Source organism: Paenibacillus phyllosphaerae, from assembly GCF_014192105.1.
Lineage (GTDB): Bacteria > Bacillota > Bacilli > Paenibacillales > Paenibacillaceae > Paenibacillus_Z > Paenibacillus_Z phyllosphaerae.
On sequence record NZ_JACHXK010000001.1, the window covers coordinates 872,399 to 893,064 of the forward strand.

The following is a 20,666-nucleotide window of genomic DNA, read 5'->3' on the forward strand; positions in this document are numbered from 1 at the left end:
TAAGAGACTTACGCTAATCCCCTTTATTACGGTGTGTCCGGCTTGCAGCGTTTTGTTTTTGTAAGCTACAGCCATTGATTTTCCACACCTTGCTGCTGTTTGTCAAAAGTGCTAAAAGCGCTTGTAAGACCGATAGATCGGAGAAAAACGGTATCAATCCACCTCTAGACGACCAAATCCCTTGTTTTGCTTCGTTTCACCCTTATTTTCAGCCATTTGTGGAAAAAAGATCACTGTTTCTCCGTAAACGAGCCGTCAATTAAAAAAGTTTCATTTTCCACGGGCTATTTCGTATGACGAATTCGTGAACGCCCCTCGCAAGCGGCCAATTGGCACTCGGCGAGCAGTCGGTCAAAAATATCGTCCCAAGACTGTTTGCGGCTGTATGCAAGGGCAAGCGAAGCCATTCGGTAACGCATTAACGGGTTCTCGTACAGCTCGGTTAACGCATCGCAGAACGCGTCCGCGTCGCCTTGCTCGCACAAAAATCCCGTCAGCCCGTGTTCGACGGTATCCGTCACGCCTCCGCGATTCGCGGTGACGACTGGCGTACCGCATGCCATCGCTTCGAGCACGACGTTGCCGAACGTCTCGGTGGGCGAGGGAAACAGGAAAATATCCGAGGCGGCATACCACTTCTGCAGCTCCTCCCCGGCGGTGAAGCCAAGGAAATGCACCGGTATGTCGTGCTGCTCGGCCTGCTCCTTAAGGCTTATGGCGGAAGGTCCATCTCCCGCTACGACTAGCCGTGCCTCCGGACATGCCGTCCGCTGGAATTTGGCAAAAGCCGCCAACGCGACATCGACATTCTTCTCCGGGGCCAGACGGCCCACGTACAGCACGATAAAGTTCGAGCTGTCGATTCCGTGGCTTTCCAGATGCCCCTTGCGGTCCACGGCAGGATGGAAACGTTTCGTATCCATTCCTCTGGGCCAGATCGACAACCGCTCTTCTTCCCACCCCCGCTGCAGAAGATCGCTCTTCGTCGAAGCGGACGGCACGAATATACGGCTGCAATCATAATGAAACCAATTCATATATCTCCATAACATCTTAACCATCCATTGCAAATTGTAAAACGGCAAATAGCGGTCGAAATGCGTATGATACGAGGCAATGAGCGGAATTTCGTATTTACGGGCGTAATGGATGCCGCATAGTCCGAGATTGAATGGGGTCGCAACGTGGATGAGCGTGGGCGAGAACGCATGCAGCGCTCTGCGGATATGGACGGGATTCACTAGCGCCAGTCGGCATTCCGGGTAGAGGAAGAAGGGAAGCGAAGCGAAACGTTCGACGGAAGCTGCCGCCCCATGGGGTAAACCAAGCGCGGGATCAGGCGCGAACACCTGGACCGGTACGCCCTTTCTGCGCAGATAATCCACCCATCTGCCAAGTGTCCTGGCCACTCCGTTGACTTCAGGTTCATAGGTATCCGTAAAAAGCGCGAGCCTCACGCGAATCCCCTCCTGTTGGCCGACGCCGGGCGATCTGCATACGCCCCTTCAAGACGCCGGTTCTTGTAATTACTACCAGCGTACATGAAAATTGTTTACGGCAAATCAAGCAAGTGCGAAGGTATCATTAATATGGCGTTAGCATCGCGTTGACACCACGGAAACAGTGCTGCCTTATGCTAAGCGCATAAGCTTTATCGGGAGGGTGACGCCTTGATGGAGACGATGGTGGGATGGCTGCGCAGCAGGGATAACGACATGTTGGTGTGGATGAACCGCAGGCCTGTCAATCGGGGAATTCAGCGCTTGTTGGGGTGGTGGCTGCATACGATAACGCACACGGGCGGCGCAAGCTTCACGCTCGCGACCGCCCTATGTGGTCTTCTACTATTGAAGGGTTCCTGGAGCGCGGCCGGCGCCCAAGCCTTATTCGCGGTCATCGTCAGCCACATTCCGGTGGCCATCGTCAAACGCAAAATCAAGCGGCTGCGTCCCTATCAGCGGCTGCCTCACTTGAATATCTGCAAGAAGCCGCTGCTCGATCCGTCCTTTCCGTCCGGCCACACGACGGCGATCTTCGCTTGGCTTATGCCTTGGCTGCTCGTGGATACGACATTGCTGATCGTGCTGCTGCCTGCTGCGCTACTGCTCGGCTTGTCCGTCGCCTGGTCGCGGATGTACCTCGGCCTTCATTACCCTTCGGACGTTGCGGCCGGCGCCGTGCTAGGCTCGCTTGCAGGCGCATTGTCCTCTTCGCTTTGGTCCTTCATCTGAAGGGCCTTTTTTGCTTCTCGGTGAGCGGCTAGCGCTTCGGCGCCAATGACCACTTCTACGCGGTGAATGTTATTGCCGCGCTCGATGAACTTGGATTCATACTCGGTGAGTACCAGATCTTCGCGCACTTCTTCTTTATGCAGATGCAGCGAGATGTTCCGCATCACAAGCTCCATGTCGGCAAAACTGTTCAACGAGAATTCGAACAACGATTGGGAATCCGTCTTGAAGTGGATCTCGCCGCGTTCGTTCAGAATCTCCATATACTTCTCCACGAATCGCGGATGCGTCAGGCGGCGGCGCGCGTGCTTGGCCTTCGGCCATGGATCGCTGAAGTTCAAGTGAATGCGCTCGATCTCGCCCGGCGCGAACATGTCTTCGATATGCTCGATATTGGCACGCAGCAGCGCCAGGTTCGGGGGATCGCTAACGTCCTGCTTCTCCCAAGCGGCACGCGCTTTCTCGCTCGCGCGGCGAATGAGCTCGTCATACATATCCACGCCGATAAAATTAATGTGCGGGTTGCGCACGCTCATATCGCTGATGAACCGGCCTTTGCCCATGCCAAGCTCTACATAAATCGGGTTGTCATTGCCGAAAAACTCGCGCCAGTGTCCCTTATGCGGCGCCGCGTCGAGCACGACCAGATCGGTCTGGCTCTCGATCGCTTCCAATATTCCTTTTCTTCCTCTAAGACGCATGGTTAACCTACTCCTTCTTCATCCTTCAAAGCAAACTAGTCCTATTGTGCCCGAATGGGGAGGGGTTGTAAAGGTGGGAACCATCCTTTACAACCCTCCCCGGGGAATATATTTTCAGGGCTGCGCCCTATGGAACCCCTTGGTTTATCCTCGCCCCTTCCCCCTCCATTGGAGGGGAACCAGAGGGCAACCGCCCTCTGGACACCCGTAATGGGCTAGATTCGATACGCGGCCGTCTTCGATGTGTCCTATCGGCGGTGACCCGCTTTTGTTCAGAAGTGGATTGCTTGATGCAATCCACTTCTGAACAAAGCTCATGTTCGAGCTTCGTTCGCGGCTTGGTTGCCTTGGGGAGGAAACCTGTTGCGTTAGTGCGTGGAGCTTCATTTGTGCTGACACTCGCTTAACGTCCACTCCCGTGGACACGCTATACGTAGCAACCTGGAGGAGACCCGACTGGTTGGTGCGTTTGGGCTGATTCCCAGCAGACACTCGCTTGACGTCCACTTTGTGGACACGCTTACCTAAAATCTTATGGGCGATGCCCATAAAATCAAAAAGCCGCAGACCCTAGGGCGTGCGGCTTGATATGTGTAAGTTACTATTCTCTAGTTGAGCATTTGACGATCGTTGTTCTCGAGTTCGTACTTCTCTTCCAGTACATGGTTGAGCTTCTTGCGGGCGGACACTTCGACGTTGTGATTGCCGTGGAAGCGAATCCCAGCCAGTGCCATCAGTTCTTTCATTGTCAGTTCAACCGTTACTTTCTGATCGCCTTGCGGAATTTTAACTTGCGTCATCATCCATCACCTCATGCGGTTTTTTTGATTTCATTGTTTCCAGAAAACCGTCGTTTTATGACAAGGGTGTGAATACTAGTGTAAAGGCTTACAATTCTTTTTTGCTACACTTTTAAAATAACACATCATGTTAGGTTACGCAAGCCCTTTTTCCAGATTTCATGCGGGTTAAAAGCTGACATTAAAACAGCTTTTCCGCATTTTTCATGTCAGCTTTTAGCAAAGGCTTGGCTTCCTTGAATTTTAGGTAAAACGGCGTTGGCAGATCATTGGAAGCATAGCAATCTACTGGGTTTTTCGCTACAATAAACAATAACCTCAATGTATAGGAGTCTGAATCATGCAAGCTTCACCGCAAGCCGGTATGCCGGAGCCCCTCATCTGGGGCGACAAACGTTTCCATACCTGGAACTACGAAATGCGCGAGCAGTTCCACGGCAAAGTCTTCAAAGTGACGCTCGATGCCGGATTCACCTGTCCGAACCGGGACGGCTCGATCGCCAAAGGCGGCTGTACGTTCTGCAGCGCCCGCGGATCTGGCGATTTTGCCGGAAGCCGTCGCGACGATCTCATCACGCAATTCCACAAGATACGCGACCGCCAGCATCTCAAGTGGCCGGAAGCCCAATATATCGGTTATTTCCAAGCTTATACGAACACTTACGCTCCGGTCGAAGAGCTTCGCGAATATTATGAGACGATTCTGGCGCTGCCCGGCGTTGTCGGCCTGTCGATCGCGACGCGTCCGGATTGTCTCCCCGACGATGTCGTCGACTATCTCGCCGAGCTGAATGAACGCACCTATCTATGGGTCGAGATGGGACTGCAGACGATTCACGAATCCACCTCGACGCTCATTAACCGCGCGCACGATACGGCCTGCTACACGGACGCCGTCGCCAAGCTGCGCGCCCGCGGCATTCGCGTCTGTACGCATATCATCTATGGCCTCCCGCAGGAGACGCATGAGATGATGCTCGATACGGGCCGGGCCGTCGCGAAGATGGATGTGCAAGGGATCAAGATTCATCTGCTCCACCTGATGCGCAAAACGCCGATGGTGAAACAGTATGAAGCCGGGCTCCTGCGATTCCTCGAACGGGACGAATACATTAAGCTCGTCGTCGATACGCTTGAAATTCTCCCGCCTGAGATGATCGTCCATCGCCTGACCGGAGACGCGCCGCGCGATCTGTTGATCGGCCCGATGTGGAGCATGGACAAATGGCCCGTGCTCAACGGCATCGACGCGGAACTGCGCAGCCGCAATACTTGGCAGGGCAAATCATGGGAGGCTTGCTGACGATGGGTTTCTTATCTGTACTTAGCTTTGCCCACCGGTTCATCGAAGAACGCGTCTCGACCGGAGACACCGTCATCGATGCAACGTGCGGCAATGGCGTCGACACCCGCTACCTCGCCGAGTTGATCGGCCCCCGCGGCACGTTATACGGCTTCGATATCCAGGAGGCAGCATTGCAGCGCACCGCGGAGCGCCTTGCCCCGCTTGCAGAAGAAGGCCGTCAGCCGAAGCTTCGGCTGATCCTCGGCAGCCATGCGGACATGCGCGAGCATGTGGATACCGCCGCCCATGGGCAAGTGGGGGCGATCATGTTTAATTTTGGCTATTTGCCCGGAGCCGATCCATCGGTCATTACGCAGGCGCATTCCTCCATTGCGGCATTGGAAGCCGCGCTTGCGCTGCTGCGTCCCGGCGGTATCGTCACCGCCGTCCTCTACCCCGGCCATGAAGGCGGGGATCGGGAAGCGGCAGCGATCGAAGCTTGGGCGTCCGTGCTGCCGCAAGCGGTGGGACAAGCCATTATTTATCGGATGATCCAAAAGCCCGCGGCCCCTTATTTGATCGCCGTGGAGAAACGCAAATAATTTATCGGGAGGCGCTACACATGGCAGTACGTAAGCTTGAGCATGTCGGTATTATGGTTCGCAATATGGAAAAGTCGATTCAATTCTACACCGAGGTTGTCGGACTGGTTCACCTGTACACGATGACGCATACGAACGGCGTCATTCGCCTCGGCTTCCTCGCGGGCAAGGAATCGGGCGAGACGGAACTTGAGCTCGTCGAGGGCTACAATGGGGAGCTGCCGGCCGAAGGCCGAGTTCATCATGTCGCCTTCTCCGTCGATGATGTCGAAGCGGAGTTCGCCCGCATCAAGTCGCTGCCTGACGTCGTCGTGCGCGACACCGAGATTACGACGTTGCCGAACGGCGCGCGCTATTTCTTCTTCGAAGGACCGGACGGCGAATTCCTCGAGATGTTCCAGCCTGCAGCGAAGTAAGCGGTCAGCCATTCCCAACAACACCTAAGACGTGCCGTCTGGCGAGCGGCCATTTACCCCGCGGCATCATCCGCTAACTACATATATATGGATGAGGAGAGAATGACATTGGTACAAGCATATCCACTGCAATTCCAACCTGAAATGAAAGAACGCGTATGGGGAGGACGTGCGCTCGAAGGGTTCGGGCTCACGCTGCCGGAAGGCGCGATCGGGGAAGGCTGGATGATCGGCGACCATCCGAACGGCACGACGAAGGTCGTTAACGGCGAACTGGCCGGTCTTGGCCTCGACGTGATCCGCGAGAAGTACGGACGCGAGTTCTTCGGCACCAAAGGTTTCTCCGAACGCAACGGCCGCTTCCCGCTTCTGATCAAACTGCTCGATTGCAACGACGACCTGTCCATCCAGGTTCACCCGACCGACGATTATGAAGGGCTGCCGGAAGGCGAGCTTGGCAAGACGGAGATGTGGTATATCCTCGACGCTAAGCCGGGCGCCAAAATCATCTACGGCCTCAAAGAAGGCATCGACCGCCCTCAGCTGGCTGCCGCAATCGAAGAAGACCGCGTCATGGACGTGCTGCAAGAAGTTCCGGTTGAAGCCGGCGACGCCTTCTATATTCCGGCCGGAACGGTCCATGCGCTGTGCGCAGGCGTGGTCGTAGCCGAGATCCAGCAGAACTCCGATACGACGTACCGCGTCTTCGACTACAACCGTCCAGGCCTGGACGGCAAGCCGCGCGAGCTGCACGTGGAAGACTCGCTCAATGTAACCGCCTATGAGGGCGCTGGCGCAACGCGGATGAAAACCGACAATGCCGCACCGAACGAGTGGCTGCAGATCGCCTCTTCGCCGTATTTCATCGTCGATAAAGGCGTCGTGCGCGGCTCGTGGAAGCTGTCCACCACGCCGGAGAGCTTCGTTATTCTCGTCGTGGCCGACGGTACGGGCACGCTGAGCTGGGATGGCGGTTCGCAGGACATCAAAGCCGGCGAGTGCTTCCTGGTCCCTGCCAGCCTTGGCGGCTACGAGCTGTCCGGCGAGCTGACGGTATTGCGCAGCGTAACGCCTTAGAACGAAGAACAGCCCCGAAGTAGATTCCTCTACTGTCGGGGCTGTTGTTGTTTGTGCGATAAGTGCGGCGATTATTTCAGAATCGCTTCAATACGCGCAAGCTCTTCGTCCGAGAACTCCAGATTGTTCAGCGCGGCAACGCTGTCCTCGATCTGGCTCACTTTGCTTGCGCCAATGAGGGCCGAAGTGACGCGTCCGCGGCGCAGCACCCATGCGAGCGCCAACTGTGCCAAGGACTGACCGCGTTCTTGCGCCACTTCATTGAGCTTGCGGAGCTTGTCGACCAACTCAGGGGTAATGTTCTTCTCGCTCAGGAACACGGAAGAACCTGCAGCGCGCGAATCAGTCGGAATACCGTTCAGATACTTGTCCGACAGCATGCCTTGCGCGAGCGGGCTGAATACGATGCTGCCTACGCCGCCCTCTTCGAGCACGTCCTGCAGACCATCTTCGATCCAGCGGTTGAGCATGCTGTACGAAGGCTGGTGAATGAGAATCGGCGTGCCCAGACGGTTCGCGATCTCAATTGCCTGCGCCGCTTGTTCGGCACTGTAGTTCGAGATGCCGGCATAGAGCGCTTTGCCGGAACGAACGATATGGTCAAGCGCGCCGATCGTCTCTTCCATCGGCGTATCCGGATCCGGACGGTGATGGTAGAAAATATCGACGTAGTCCAGACCCATTCGCTTCAAGCTCTGGTCCAAGGACGATACGAGGTATTTGCGCGAACCCCATTCGCCGTAAGGGCCCTGCCACATGTAGTAGCCGGCTTTGGTGGAGATGATCATCTCGTCCCGATAAGGTTTGAAGTCCGTTGCCAGCACGCGGCCGAACATTTCTTCTGCCGACCCTGGAGGCGGACCGTAGTTGTTGGCGAGGTCAAAATGGGTGATACCGAGATCGAATGCGCGGTGGAGCAGCGCCCGGCCGTTCTCGAATTTGTCGACACCGCCGAAGTTGTGCCACAGCCCCAGCGAGATTGCCGGCAGCTTGAGCCCCGAACGTCCCGTCCGGTTATATTTCATTGTTGCATAGCGAGCTTCGTTAGCTTGATAGACCATCGTTCTATCGCTCCTTACCCCTGCTAGAAACAGGTTGTATGATTTGGCAACCTCTCTCATCATACACGGTTGTGAACGCGCGTTCAAGGGTGGTGAGACCCTGACCCTCCGAAGGAGGGGAACAAGGGCTCGCCGCCCTTTGAACCCCATTTCTCCCCTCGCCCCTTCCCCCTCCGCCGAGGGGAACCAAGGGCCACAGCCCTCTGGACGCCCGTAAGTGGCCAAATACGTGACGAGGCCGTCGTTGATCTGTCCTTTCGCGGTTGGCCCGCGTTGTCCCTGGCGTATGCAGATAGCTGCATGCCGCCGTTTGGACAAAGCTTTTGTTCGAGCTTCGTTCGCGGCTTTATGCCTTGGGTGGAGACCTGCTACGATCGAAGATAGTTCATCAAACGTGCTGACTCTTGCTTGACGCCCACTTCGTGGGCACGCTTTCCTTACTGCCTGCTGTACCTCCGACACAAAAAAACCTTCAACCGGCTTGAGCCGATTGAAGGCTGCATGCTACTTGATTGTGGGCTACTAGATTAAGCGTGCGCTTGTTGCGCTTGCTCAATCCGCAGCATATACGGCTTGGCGCCGCCTTCTTGTTTGCCCGCTCCGCCGTAGAGGACGATCAGCAGCGTGTGCGAGTCGGTGCGGATCTCGCCGGTTTCGAGGAAGAGCGCCAGGTCGAACGGGATCCGTTCGATGACCGCGTGCTTGTGCAGTTCTTTCTCCCCTAGGCCCAGATTGGCGAAATCGCCGGATACGTCTTCCGGACGATCGGCAATCTGCTGCATCCATCCGGCCCAGACGGACTTCTCCATCGTGAAGTCCCACCATACTTTGCGCGGCTTGTAGTTATGGTTGAGGAAGTAGTCGAGCTTCATAAGGCCCAGCACGACGTCCGGATTGTAATTCAAGCCGGATGACTGGTCTCTGAGCTCCGCCGCTCCCTCTTGCAGGAACGCCCACAGCCGCGAGAACAGGTCCTCGAGCTGATGGCCGATCTTTTGCCAGCCGCGGCCTTCCCAGAAGTCGCCGAACTGCTGGAAGAAGTCGAACGGCGACGGGAAAACGCGATCGACCAAATACAGAAGCGCATGATCCATCCGGTGCGCGTTCCAATATTTCTCGAGCACGTCCTCGACGCGCTTGATGCGGACGATATCCCCAAAAGGCATCAGGTCATTGCCCAGCATCTCGTAAGGCGCACGGTCCTGATAGATGTAGCCGTACTTGGCCGCGTCGATGCGCATGCCGGTGCCGCGGAGCATTTTGAGGAAACCAAGCTGCAATTCTTCCGGCCTTAACGCGAACACGTCGTTGAACGTCTTGCGGAACGTGTTGTAGTCCTCGTGCGGCAGACCTGCGATGAGATCGAGATGCTGGTCGATCTTCTTGCTGTCCTTCACCTTCGTGACGGTCCGGACCAGCTTGGACCAGTTCTGGCGGCGCTTGACCGCTTCATTGGTCGGATCGTTCGTCGACTGGACGCCGATCTCGAAGCGGAAGATGTCCGGCGGCGCATGTTCCGCCAAATAATCGAGTACCTCGGGGCGCATAATATCTGCGGTAATCTCGAACTGGAATACGCAGCCGCGATGATTCTCGATCAAGAATTGGAACATCTCGAGCGCATAGTCGCGCTTAATGTTGAACGTCCGGTCGACGAACTTGATCAGCTTCGCGCCTTGGTCGATCAGATAGATAATATCCGCTTTCGTCCGCTCGATATCGAAATACCGCACGCCGACCTCGATACTGGATAAACAGAACTGGCAGCTGAACGGACAGCCCCGGCTCGTCTCGAAATAGACGACGCGATTGGCAAGCGTCGGGAGGTCTTCCTTGAACCGGTACGGCGTAGGCAGTTTCGCCAAATCCAGCTTCGGCCGCCCCGGGTTGACGCGAATTTCGATCGTATCGTCCTTAAGCCGTTTACGGTACGCAATACCGAATACCATATGGTATTTGTTCGTGCCGTTCTCGATCTCGGTCAGCAGATGGTGGAACGTCTCCTCGCCTTCGCCCACGACGATGAAGTCGATATCCGTCAGGCGTTCCATCCAATGCTCGACGTCATAGCTGACCTCCGGTCCGCCCAGGACGATTTTGATCTCCGGCATAATCTTGCGCAGCATGTCGATCACGACGATCGTTTCTTCGATATTCCAAATGTAGCAGGAGAATCCGACCACGTCCGGCTTGCGGGCGAACAAATCGGACACAATATTCATGGCAGGATCCTTGATCGTATACTCGGCGATATCGATGTCGAAATCGTCCTGGCTGTAAGCCTTGAGACAGCGAAGCGCGAGCGAGGTGTGAATATATTTGGCGTTTAAGGTCGCCAGTACGACTTTCATATTGGTTTCATTCCCTCTTCTAGTAAGCGTAATAGTCTTATTGTACCGGATTCCGCGCCCAAAAAGAAAGGCACTCCGGCTGGCGCTTGTTGCCAAGCGCGAGCGGAATGCCTATCTCGCTAGTATAGGAATAAGGATAAGTCCGTTTCGTTACGTCCGAACGCTGACGTAAATTTTGTCGTTCTCCTGCAAGTCGATGACCGGATAGCGCACGCGCCATTTGCCATTGCCCAGATCCGTCACTTCGTCTTCCTCGAAGCCGCGCGGCTTGAAGTTGAAGTCCTGCTGGTAGTAGACGACCAACTGGATCGTCTGGTTCGGGATCGCGGAGCGAAGATCATTGCCGGCCGTAATCGCCCAGTAACGCAGCTCGTCCGCCGTTTTGTTGCCATACAGCATATAGAACGAAGAATCGATGACCGCGCTCACGACAAGCCAGCCGTCCGAATCTCGTTTGACTTCGAGCTGCTTCAGCTCGGTCGTGCCTTTGGTCGTCGAGATTTCGCCATAATTGGTCTCAAAATATTGCTTAATCTCGTCCGTCGTCGCATTCGCCAACGACACCTGTTGTGCGCCCCCGGCAAAAGCGACGGTAGCCGGCGGGTTCAGGCTGATCTGCTGCAGCAGCGCCAGCACGCTCTCCACCGAAATCGCAAAGTTCAGATCGGCGGAAGTATCCTCGATCTTGGACGTCGTAATACCTACGAGATCGCCATATTCGTTGAACAGCGCGCCGCCGGAGCTGCCGTGGTCGATCGGAACGCTAGTCTGCAGGTAATTGCCGTCGATGTTGCTGATCAGGCCGTCAGCGGCCGTATTCTGCACTCCGAGCGGGCTGCCGATGGAGACGACATGATCGCCTTTCATAATATCGTCCGCCGATGCCAGCGTAACCGGCGATACGCCGATTGCTTTGGTCGTCTGGATGATCGCAAGATCGTTCTCTTCGCTGAAGCCGACGATGCCTTTGACCTGGAGCACCGTCCCATCGTTCAACGTGACGGATGCTGCCGATGCATCGCTCACCACATGGAGGTTGGTCAGGATCAGGCTGCCGCCGACCACGACGCCGCTGCCTTGGGCCGTATCTGTCGAAATCATAACGACTTTCTCATCGTTCTTGGCCACAATCTGCTGCGTATCGAGCTTCGTTCGCGTATCCACGATCGTGCTGTCATTCTCTTCTTCCGTCTGCCCTTGCGCGGACGTAATCTGAATGGTATTCCCATTCACTGCCACGGTCGCGCCTAATGCTTCAGAGACGAAGCGCAGCGGTACGAGCGTGCTTCCGCTCTTCTGTTGGGCCGGCACTTGCAGCTTCACGGTCGTGCCGTTCAAGACTGCACTGGCGGACCCGATCTTCAATGAAATGGAGTCGCCGTCTTTCGTTGCCATGACCGTCTTCGTCTGCTGATTCCACGTCACCTCTGCGCCCAATGCGTTAAAAATCGCGCGCATCGGTACGAGCGTCGTGCCTTGTTGGACGATCGGCGATGGCGTAAGCGCTAGCTTTTGTCCGTCTACATATACTTGTACGCTGAGCGTCTGCGCGGTAGCGGCTGCGGCATGACCCGGCTGAAGGCCAGGCAGTGGCGCAAGAACAAGCCCCGCTGCAACCACGGACGCAATCATCGTCTGCTTGAGTGAGTAGTTTGTCATGGATACCTCCGGTTTCTCTATTCTCCTGAGGCTATCCTATCAATCTATCGTTAGAATGTCCATGAATAAAGATTGGTTGGTTTGCTTAAAAAACGCTGAGCGTTGGGGTGGGGGATTTCTCCCCCTGTGCCCCCTTTTAGGCGGGGCTGCGCCCCTAAGAACCCCCTTTGCCTCGCCCCTTCCCCCTCCTCGGAGGGGAACGCAAGGGTTATCACCCTCTGGACACCCATAATGGGCCATACACGTTACGCGGCCGTCTTCGATCTGTCCTTTCGTGGGGGGCCCGCTTTTGTCCCGGGGACTAGGTGCATAAGGGCAATGTACCTCGTCCTCCTGGGACAAAGCTCTGCTTTCGAGCTTCGTTCGCGGCTTTGATGCCTTGGGAGGTTACTCGTTAGTTCGAGCGTCTGGGCGCTATCCGTGCTGACTCTCGCTTGACGTCCCCCCCTTGATGGGGGACACGCTGACTTCACTTGTTAGCGTAGCGCCACCCAACCGTGCTATATTGAAGCAACGACGCATGAACGGAGGTTTATAATGCTGTTTGATCCTACGATTTTTGAGAATTTGAAGGTGGCGTTCGAGAATCAGCTCTACGATCTGGATACTCTCGAGCAGACGATTACCATTACAGGGCGGGCGGATCGGATCGATATGGCCGTAATGTCGCGCGAATGCACGTTGTTGTTCGAGCTGCGGGAACACAAGGATGTGACGGCAGAGGTGACGCTCACCACATCGCTGAAAGATCTGGCCGCCGAGCTGTTGGAACAGGAAGGCGCGTCGCCGGGATGCCGGCTGCTGCTTCGTTTTCACCTGAATGTACGAGGCGAACAGGCAATATGCGCGGAGCTCGGACGGATCGTGCAGCAGATTTGGGAGCTAGAGCAGCCGCCGGTCCAACGGTTAAGCTTCGTCTATGGCGAGGAACCGACGATCTATCGCAATACGATCGAGGTGGATTTTGGCCGAACGATCAATGAGGACCAGATGGAGGATATTCCTTCGCTGCTGGCCTATATGGTCCGCTCCTTGGAGGAGTTGAACCCTCTCATTCGAGAGGCGAACTAATGGTCGTCACTCTAGTCCTATGCATGCTTATGAAGACGCACGACCGACATGTAATGGATCAACGGTTTCCTGATCGATGCGCGGTCGCTCGCCCGGCACACGACAAAAAACCTCTCGCTGCTCATCGCGGCGAGAGGTTACGCGTGCTTGTTACTTATTTGTCCGAATTCGGTTCGGCCTCGATCAGCTCGAGCAGCGCGCTTGGAATATTGAACTGCTGGTTGTCGATGCGAAAACGTCTGAGCTCTTCCTCCGCATCCAGCACCTGGTTCTCCTTGATCTCGCCCATCTCCACATGCAAACGCTCCATCTGGCGATCAAGCGCGGTGGCCGATTCCGCCGCGGATTTCAGTTCCTGCAGCAGACGTTCCGGTACGGCCTCATTATATTTGTAGAAAATTTTATGCTCCAGGCTCGCCCAGAAATCCATCGCGATCGTCCGGATCTGCACTTCGATGCACACCTTCTCGACCCGGTCGGACATGAACACCGGCACTTCGATCAGCATATGCAAGCTCTGATAGCCGTTCGGCTTCGGGTTCTTAATGTAGTCCTTAATCTCGAGAATCGTCAGGTCGGACTGGCGGGTCAGCATATCGCAAATTTTATAGATATCCGAGATGAACGAGCACGTGATGCGAAGGCCCGCAATGTCGCGGATATTGTTCTTGATGCTCGGCAGCGAAACCTCGAGATTTTTGCGAAACAGCTTGTTCATAATGCTCTCGGGCGACTTCAGCCGGGATTTCGTATGTTCAATCGGATTATAGTCATGGAGCAGATGGAATTCTTCCTTCAGAATTTCGATCTTCGTCTCCATCTCGTCCAGCGCGAATTTGTACACCATCATAAAGCGGGTAATCGTATGTTTCAGTTGCTTGAATTGGGCGATTTGGTCTTGCGGGCTCATGAACGTTATCCCCTTCAATAAAAAATCATCGTTATCGCACCATTATAACAGAGTTCGCCAGCCGATTAACAATCGGACAATTTTGGAGCGCCTCCTCTCTTGCTCATGGAACGAAGCAAATAGGACTACTCCGCCCTTCGCCGCTAGGTTATGATAGGGAAGGTAATAAATGGGATATTGGAGAGATAATGATGACGCGTCGCATTATAATTGGACTTGGCCTTATCCTGCTGGCATGTACCGGCAACGGCTGTTCCTCGTCCGATACAGAAGCCGCTTCCGATTCCGGACAACTAGCCTCGGTCCTGGTCTCGATCTATCGCAGCGATTCCATCAAGGCGCAGCCCGAGCTGATTCAGGCTATTCACGAGCCCGATGAGCTTCAATCCGTCGAGAATTGGATGGCTTCAGGAACGGAATCAACCCTTCCGCCAGAAGACCAATTGGGACGAATCTTCACCTACTCGTTGGGCTACGAGAATGATGAAGGCCAGGTCGTGAGGTACGTCAGTTATATGGTCGTCGAATCTGCCGACGGTAAGCGATTGTTCAAGCCTTATGAGATCAAACCGGCTTATAACCTGGATCATTACGAGGATGCCATGCTTGGCTCGATAATCGAGCTTATTGGCAAGCAAGGCTGGAAGCTCGCTAGCGAATAGACTAGTGACCGCTGAAGACTGCCCAATAGTCACATCAGTAAGACCACCAACACTTCCAACTTAGGAGCGATTATATGAACACGACAACACTATCCGCATTGTTCCATGCCATCGAACATAACGAGCTAGAACACGTACAAGCGATCATCGTGTCACAACCCGATCTAGTGAATCACGAGAATGAACAAGGCCTGACGCCGCTCGGCTACGCCGCCCACTTCGGCCATCCCGATGTCGTGCAGGCGCTGCTCGATGCCGGGGCCGAGGTGAATGCCGTCTCGCATTCCAAACTGTCGTTCATCCCTTCGAATACGGCCCTCCACGCAGCGATTGCCGGTACCCGCAGCGAAGCTGTCATCTCCATGCTGCTGCAGCATGGCGCTTCGGTCAACTTATTCGACAGCAATGGGCATACGGTGCTGCACGTGGCCGCTTTTCACGATGACAATACGAAATTGATTCAGCAGCTGCTCGAACGCGGAGCCGATGTGAACGCCGCTATAGAGGGCGGCGAGAAGCCGCTTGCGGTAGCGCTTCGCCAAGGCAACCAGCAGGTTGCCGCACTGCTGCAACAACAAGGCGCCCGCTAAGATCGACTTATGCTTCTAAGGAGTGAAAGATGGTTATGAAACCTACAAGAGCGGATTTATTCCGCGGCGAGCTGTTGCGCTTCGCCGCTTCGCAACCCGAGGATGCCGACATTCTCGCTGCATACACCGAAGACTACGCCTATATGATGGATGTCGACACCGAATACGCGGTCCCGCAAAATGCTGACGCGATCCGGGCGCTCGAGGTCCCCCGCGATGCGATCGAGTTCATGCTGCGGACGCTCGACGATGACCATCTCGTCGGTTTCGCCGCCCTGCACGGCATCGAATGGAACAATCAGTCCGCCAAGCTTGCGGTCGGGATCGGCGACCCGGACGACCGCGGCAAAGGCTATGGCATCGACGCCGTGCGCATGACGCTCCGTTACGCGTTCCACGAGCTGAATTTGAACCGCGTCAGCCTGGAGGTCATCGCCTACAACGAGGCTGCGTACCGGACGTATCTGAAAGCAGGCTTCACCCAAGAAGGGCGGCTGCGCTCCGCCGTGCTTCGTGGAGGCCAGAGCTTCGATCTGATCGTCATGGGCATTCTTCGCCACGAATGGGCCGCCGGGCAGACGGCCGGAAAACAACTGAGGTAAGGCATCATCCGGATCGAAATGAAACTCCCTCGGCTATTACCCGGGAAATTGTCGAATCGCCTCTTATGACGGCGGATTCGGCATTTTATCGTCGAGGTTATTTCTGGTATGATAGACCGTAAAAAAGCACTTGTACAACAGGAGGCACTTCGCTTGAGCACGATTTACCGCAAAAAGAAGCTAAGGCCGGTCCAGCTTGTCGTCCTGATCTATGTCGTGGCTACCTTCGTCTCGGCCGGCATTCTTCGACTGCCCTTCATGCATAAGCCCGGCGTATCGATCAGCTTCACCGATGCGCTCTTCACCGCCGCCAGCTCCATCAGCGTCACGGGGCTGACCGTCATCTCCGTCTCGGATGTGTTCAACACGGCAGGCCTGATCGTTCTCATTATTTTGTTCCAGATCGGCGGGATCGGGATCATGACGCTCGGCACCTTCTTCTGGCTGCTATTCGGCCAGCGCATCGGGCTCGAGCAGCGGATGTTCATTGCCGCCGACCATAACCGGCCGACGCTGTCGGGACTCGTGGGACTGATGCGGAGCATTCTCGCGCTGGCGTTCGTGATCGAGCTGATCGGCGCTGTTCTTTTGGGCACGCATACGTTGTTAACGGGTTATCACGACCATTGGTATACGGCTTATTTTCACGGGCTGTTCGCTTCGGTCAGCGCGTTCACGAATGCCGGCTTCGATCTGAACGGCTCTTCGCTCATCCCGTTCGCCCATGACTACTACTATCAGATCGTGACGATGCTGCTCATCATTAGCGGCGGGATCGGATTCCCCGTCCTGCTCGAGCTGAAATGGAAAGTGCTTCACCGCAAGGAGCGCCACCGGTTCTCCCTGCTGACGAAGATCGCGATCTTGATGTTCGGCGTGCTCACGACCTTAGGCGCGGTCATGTTCTTCGTCTTCGAGCACAATCAATTCCTCGCGGACAAAAACTGGCATGAAACGCTGTTCTATTCGCTCTTCCACTCGGTGTCGTCGCGCAGCGGCGGCATGACGACCATGGATATCGGCGCGCTCGGTCCTTCGACGCTCATGATGCTGTCGGGCCTCATGTTCATCGGCGCATCGCCAAGCAGCGTCGGCGGCGGTATTCGGACGACCACCTTCTTCGTCATGATCGCTGCCGTCTGGTCCTATATGCGCGGGCAACGAAATTCGAAGGTGTTCGGGCGCGAGCTCGACGAAGACGATATCCGCCGCTCGTTCATCGTCTTCTTCGTGGCCACGGCGCTCGTCTTCACCGCCTTCGTGTTGCTGTCGTTCACCGATCCGTTCCCGCTGCAGCAGCTCATCTTCGAGGTGTGCTCCGCCTTCGGTACGACCGGCTTGTCGACGGGCATTACGCCGGAGTTGTCGATCGCCGGCAAAATCATCCTGATCACGGTCATGATCATCGGACGCGTAGGCATTCTGAACATGCTCCTGCTCCTCAAGCAAGAGGATCATCCCGTGCGAATCCGATATCCCAAAGAGACCGTTATCGTCGGACAATAACAGCGCAGCGCAAACAGCCGTACACAGTAGACGCCAAGAGCGTCCAAGTGTACGGCTTTTTTGTAACAAGGATTAAGGGATGAGGAGAATCTTGCCCGTGCTCAAGCGGCTCTCGAGCAACCGGTGCGCCTCCGCTCCATCGCGAAGCGCAAACCGCGCGGGCTCCTCCAGCCGAAGACGGCCTTCGCGCAGTTCTTGGAATAGCGCCGACGCTCGCGCCACCCGCTCCTCCCGGCTCGTGATATGGTTCCACAGATCGCCGCCGGTGAGCGTCTTAGACGTATCCATCAGCATTCGGGGGTCAACCGGCTGCGGGTCCCCGCCCGCCATTCCGTAGAAGACCACGGCGCCCTTGGTACGAACCGCAGCGAAGCTGTCCATAAGCGTCGAGCCGACCGAATCGTAGGCGACCTGCACGCCTTGGCCGTCCTGCGACCATGCGCGTACCGTCTCGCTCCACACTAAGGAAGAATCGCTCCCATACATCAGCACCTCATCCGCTCCTGCCTGAAGAGCCTTCTCCCGTTTGGCCTCCGAGGAGGTCAACCCGAGCACCCGGGCTCCCTTGGCCTTGCTAAGCTGAATGAGCAGCTGCCCTACGCCGCCCGCCGCGGCATGCACGAGCACCTCATCGCCTGCCTGTACGCGGTAGCTGTCGTTCACCAGATAATGCGCCGTCAACCCCTGCAGCAGCAAGGAGGCCGCCTGCTCGCATGCGATATCGTCCGGCAGCGGAATCGCATGAGCCGCCGGCACGCGAACGAGCTCGGCATTGGCAAACGGCACGTCGCAAAACGCGATGCGATCGCCAATCCGAATCCCTTCCGCATCATCCGCGACGCGTTCGACGACTCCCGCTCCCTCATAACCGAGGATGTATGGAGGCTCTCCTTGCAGATGGTAGTTTCCTTTGCGCCGATAAACATCGGCGAAATTAAGGCCGATCGCCCGCATCCGGACGAGTACCGTCCCTGCCGCAAGCTCCGGCTCCTGCACCTCCCGGTATTCCAATACTTCAGGACCGCCGAAGCGGTCGAATACGAGTGCTTTCATCCTGACCAACAGCCTCCGCCTTCAATGGTATACGTTCATTATGGCATATTGCCGCTCTACATGCTCGGGTGGCGACCGGTTAGCGCGGGACAAAAAAGCCAGCGGTCCTTCGCGGACGGCTGGCTTTCGGTTGTGAGGCATCATGCGCTGTTGCTATGCTACTTGAATTTCGAGAGCGGAATCGCGAATTCCGGGATACCCGCAGCGTACGGCGTGTACTCGTACACGGTGAAGTAGACGACGAGCGACTCGCCCCGCAGATAGAAGCGCTGATCCGCCGGGATGGTCGTGAACGGTTCAAACAACGGCTCATACTTCGCGAACTGCTTGCTGACCTCGGCATTGATGATGCTGACGTAGCTTGGATTGTTCTGCGCCGCTTCCTGGAGCGTCAGCTCCTTGCCGGTCGTCAGGTCGTACGTATGACCGATATAGTCCGGCATGCCATGCGCGCCGCCCGTGTAGGCGTAATATTCGAAGCGGACGCTGAGCAAATTGTTGTCGTTCTTCGTCACCGTATAATTGATCTCGTAGGAGTACGGCGGCACATCGGCCTGTTCTTCTTCGGCTTGCTTCACGAACGCCTCCGCATCCTTCTTGAAGGATGCCGCTTCCGCCTGCAGCAGCGCATTGACCTTCGCCTGCACATCGGCGTTCGCCAGACCTTCGATCTGCGGATATTGAATGTCCACTTCAACATTCGGCTTCGAGATGTTGTAGGTCTCGTTCTGAAGCGTCAGGGCATTCACCTTCGCCGGTTCGATCGTCACCAGCTTGGCGGTATTGTTGTAGCCGATCTTGTAATCCATCTGCTCGAGCAGGAACCGCAGCGGCAGATAGGTCGTGCCTTTCACGATAATCGGCTGCTGACTGCCCAGCGACAGCTTGTGACCGTTGACGTCATACACGTAGAAGCCGTTATCATCGAGCTTCATCGAGAGCTTCTTGCCTTTGCCCGCGACCGAGATTACCTTCGTCTTCTGGTCCCAAGCTGCCGTAAGGCCGAGCTGCTTGCTCAGGAAAGTCAGCTGCACGTAGGTCTGGCTCTCCGAGATCCCGCCCGGCACGGCAACCGTCTTGCCGTTAATGGACACTTGCAGCGTCTGCAACTGGATGGCCGGCTGGTATTGCACGGCCGCGTAAGAGGTTCCGGACAACGCTGGCAGCGCCGCCGTTCCTCCCAATAGCACGGCTGCCGTCAGGGGAATGGCCATGAAGCGTTTGGCACGCGTAGTTAGAGATGGATAAGTTTTCATAAGTATCGACTCCTTGAACAAACATGATGAACTGCATAATGGCTGGTCCTTGCTTTTCTTTGCAACCAAAGGGCTGACCATGGTATCGTAATGATGATTGGTGACCATTGGAAAAAAGGAGTGATTTGCCTTGATTAATCTTTATCCCGCTTCTTCCCGCTTTGCAGGCGACCGCGGTTGGCTCAAGAGCCAGCTCAGCTTCTCCTTCGGCGATTATTACGATGAGAATAACACGTCCTTCGGCCCGCTGCGCGTCTTCAACAACGACATCATCCAGGGCGGCTTCGGCTTCGGCGCCCATCCGCACCGCGAGATGGAGATCGTCTCCGTCGTGCTGTCCGGTCATCTGAAGCACGAGGACAGTACGGGCGAGAGCGCCGTTACCACTTGGGGCGGCGTACAGCGCATGTCCGCCGGAACCGGGCTTATTCACTCCGAGGTCAATCCGACGGAAGAGGACTGCGAGATCCTTCAAATATGGTTTACCCCGAATGAAAGCAAGTTGACGCCTTCCTACGAGACGACCACCTATGACACGAACGCGCTCAAAGGCCAACTGCTGCCGATCGTATCGCAACAATCCGGACCGAATGTCGCGTACATCCACCAAGACCTGACGATCTACCTGTCAGAGCTTGAGGCAGGCCGGGAGCTGACATTCGAGCAGCCGGCAGGCAGACGAATCTATCTGTTCGTGATCGAAGGCCAGCTTACGCTGAACGGCTCCGACACGCTCGGCTGGCGCGACTCCGCCCGCATTACAGACGTGACTCAGCTTAACCTGCAGGCGAATGAGCAGACACGCTTCATGCTCATCGATCTGCCTTAAGGAG

At 56.0% G+C, this 20,666-nt stretch carries 20 protein-coding genes; 11 read left to right on the top strand and 9 right to left on the bottom strand.

The genetic code is table 11. The features are described 5' to 3' along the window. Nucleotides 1-284: 284 nt before the first annotated feature. The gene (locus tag FHS18_RS03580; RefSeq protein ID WP_183597024.1) at nt 285-1,457 is read right to left on the bottom strand and encodes a glycosyltransferase; all 1,173 of its coding nucleotides are present in this window, start codon (nt 1,455-1,457) and stop codon (nt 285-287) included. Nucleotides 1,458-1,673: 216 nt separating this feature from the next. Between FHS18_RS03580 and FHS18_RS03585 the strand changes: the two genes are divergently transcribed. Next, complete coding sequence (locus tag FHS18_RS03585) at nt 1,674-2,231, top strand: phosphatase PAP2 family protein (RefSeq protein WP_183597026.1); 558 nt, start codon at nt 1,674-1,676, stop codon at nt 2,229-2,231. Here FHS18_RS03585 and trmB read toward each other — a convergent pair. Beyond that, the gene (trmB, locus tag FHS18_RS03590) at nt 2,150-2,932 is read right to left on the bottom strand and encodes a tRNA (guanosine(46)-N7)-methyltransferase TrmB (RefSeq protein WP_183597028.1); all 783 of its coding nucleotides are present in this window, start codon (nt 2,930-2,932) and stop codon (nt 2,150-2,152) included. The genes FHS18_RS03585 and trmB overlap by 82 nt on opposite strands. 608 nt (nt 2,933-3,540) lie before the next feature. Continuing rightward, nucleotides 3,541-3,735 (bottom strand): hypothetical protein, encoded by a 195-nt coding sequence (locus tag FHS18_RS03595; protein ID WP_183597030.1) that lies wholly within the window; start codon nt 3,733-3,735, stop codon nt 3,541-3,543. A gap of 337 nt (nt 3,736-4,072) precedes the next feature. Between FHS18_RS03595 and mnmL the strand changes: the two genes are divergently transcribed. From mnmL to FHS18_RS03615, 4 genes are all read left to right on the top strand, one after another. Then, nucleotides 4,073-5,035: a tRNA modification radical SAM protein MnmL/YtqA gene (gene mnmL / locus FHS18_RS03600; protein WP_183597032.1), complete on the top strand. Its 963-nt coding sequence runs from the start codon at nt 4,073-4,075 to the stop codon at nt 5,033-5,035. 2 nt (nt 5,036-5,037) lie between these two features. Next, the gene (mnmM, locus tag FHS18_RS03605) at nt 5,038-5,619 is read left to right on the top strand and encodes a tRNA 5-(aminomethyl)-2-thiouridylate-methyltransferase MnmM (RefSeq protein ID WP_183597034.1); all 582 of its coding nucleotides are present in this window, start codon (nt 5,038-5,040) and stop codon (nt 5,617-5,619) included. Between the two features lie 20 nt (nt 5,620-5,639). Then, nucleotides 5,640-6,035: a VOC family protein gene (locus FHS18_RS03610; RefSeq protein WP_183597036.1), complete on the top strand. Its 396-nt coding sequence runs from the start codon at nt 5,640-5,642 to the stop codon at nt 6,033-6,035. Between the two features lie 108 nt (nt 6,036-6,143). Beyond that, complete coding sequence (locus tag FHS18_RS03615) at nt 6,144-7,112, top strand: type I phosphomannose isomerase catalytic subunit (RefSeq protein WP_183597038.1); 969 nt, start codon at nt 6,144-6,146, stop codon at nt 7,110-7,112. A 71-nt stretch (nt 7,113-7,183) separates the two neighbouring features. Here FHS18_RS03615 and mgrA read toward each other — a convergent pair whose 3' ends face one another. The 3 genes from mgrA to FHS18_RS03630 form a co-directional block, all read right to left on the bottom strand. Next, entirely contained in the window at nt 7,184-8,173 is a 990-nt protein-coding gene (mgrA, locus tag FHS18_RS03620) for an L-glyceraldehyde 3-phosphate reductase (RefSeq protein ID WP_183597040.1), read from the bottom strand. A 527-nt stretch (nt 8,174-8,700) separates the two neighbouring features. Further along, nucleotides 8,701-10,524 carry a B12-binding domain-containing radical SAM protein gene (locus tag FHS18_RS03625; protein WP_183597042.1) on the bottom strand — a complete coding sequence of 608 codons (1,824 nt, stop codon included), beginning with the start codon at nt 10,522-10,524 and terminating at the stop codon, nt 8,701-8,703. A 150-nt stretch (nt 10,525-10,674) separates the two neighbouring features. Then, complete coding sequence (locus FHS18_RS03630) at nt 10,675-12,183, bottom strand: stalk domain-containing protein (protein ID WP_183597044.1); 1,509 nt, start codon at nt 12,181-12,183, stop codon at nt 10,675-10,677. 537 nt (nt 12,184-12,720) lie between these two features. On the opposite strand from FHS18_RS03630, the gene FHS18_RS03635 reads away from it, so the two are divergent. Beyond that, nucleotides 12,721-13,254, top strand: a complete 534-nt coding sequence (locus tag FHS18_RS03635) for a hypothetical protein (protein ID WP_343060379.1) — start codon at nt 12,721-12,723, stop codon at nt 13,252-13,254. 154 nt (nt 13,255-13,408) lie between these two features. Here FHS18_RS03635 and FHS18_RS03640 read toward each other — a convergent pair whose 3' ends face one another. After that, nucleotides 13,409-14,164 (bottom strand): GTP pyrophosphokinase, encoded by a 756-nt coding sequence (locus FHS18_RS03640; protein WP_183597046.1) that lies wholly within the window; start codon nt 14,162-14,164, stop codon nt 13,409-13,411. A gap of 188 nt (nt 14,165-14,352) precedes the next feature. On the opposite strand from FHS18_RS03640, the gene FHS18_RS03645 reads away from it, so the two are divergent. From FHS18_RS03645 to FHS18_RS03660, 4 genes are all read left to right on the top strand, one after another. Further along, the gene (locus tag FHS18_RS03645; RefSeq protein WP_183597047.1) at nt 14,353-14,826 is read left to right on the top strand and encodes a hypothetical protein; all 474 of its coding nucleotides are present in this window, start codon (nt 14,353-14,355) and stop codon (nt 14,824-14,826) included. Nucleotides 14,827-14,900: 74 nt separating this feature from the next. After that, nucleotides 14,901-15,416, top strand: coding sequence for an ankyrin repeat domain-containing protein (locus FHS18_RS03650; protein ID WP_183597049.1), 516 nt, complete (start codon nt 14,901-14,903; stop codon nt 15,414-15,416). A gap of 35 nt (nt 15,417-15,451) precedes the next feature. Further along, entirely contained in the window at nt 15,452-16,018 is a 567-nt protein-coding gene (locus tag FHS18_RS03655) for a GNAT family N-acetyltransferase (protein WP_183597051.1), read from the top strand. A 108-nt stretch (nt 16,019-16,126) separates the two neighbouring features. Continuing rightward, the gene (locus FHS18_RS03660; RefSeq protein WP_183597053.1) at nt 16,127-17,524 is read left to right on the top strand and encodes a TrkH family potassium uptake protein; all 1,398 of its coding nucleotides are present in this window, start codon (nt 16,127-16,129) and stop codon (nt 17,522-17,524) included. 72 nt (nt 17,525-17,596) lie between these two features. Here the strand turns inward: FHS18_RS03660 and FHS18_RS03665 are convergent, their stop codons facing one another. Then, the gene (locus FHS18_RS03665) at nt 17,597-18,577 is read right to left on the bottom strand and encodes a quinone oxidoreductase family protein (protein ID WP_183597055.1); all 981 of its coding nucleotides are present in this window, start codon (nt 18,575-18,577) and stop codon (nt 17,597-17,599) included. A gap of 158 nt (nt 18,578-18,735) precedes the next feature. After that, entirely contained in the window at nt 18,736-19,833 is a 1,098-nt protein-coding gene (locus FHS18_RS03670; protein WP_183597057.1) for a stalk domain-containing protein, read from the bottom strand. Nucleotides 19,834-19,963: 130 nt separating this feature from the next. Here FHS18_RS03670 and FHS18_RS03675 point away from each other — a divergent pair, with 130 nt between their 5' ends. Next, the gene (locus FHS18_RS03675; protein WP_183597059.1) at nt 19,964-20,662 is read left to right on the top strand and encodes a pirin family protein; all 699 of its coding nucleotides are present in this window, start codon (nt 19,964-19,966) and stop codon (nt 20,660-20,662) included. The last annotated feature ends 4 nt before the right edge of the window (nt 20,663-20,666 follow it).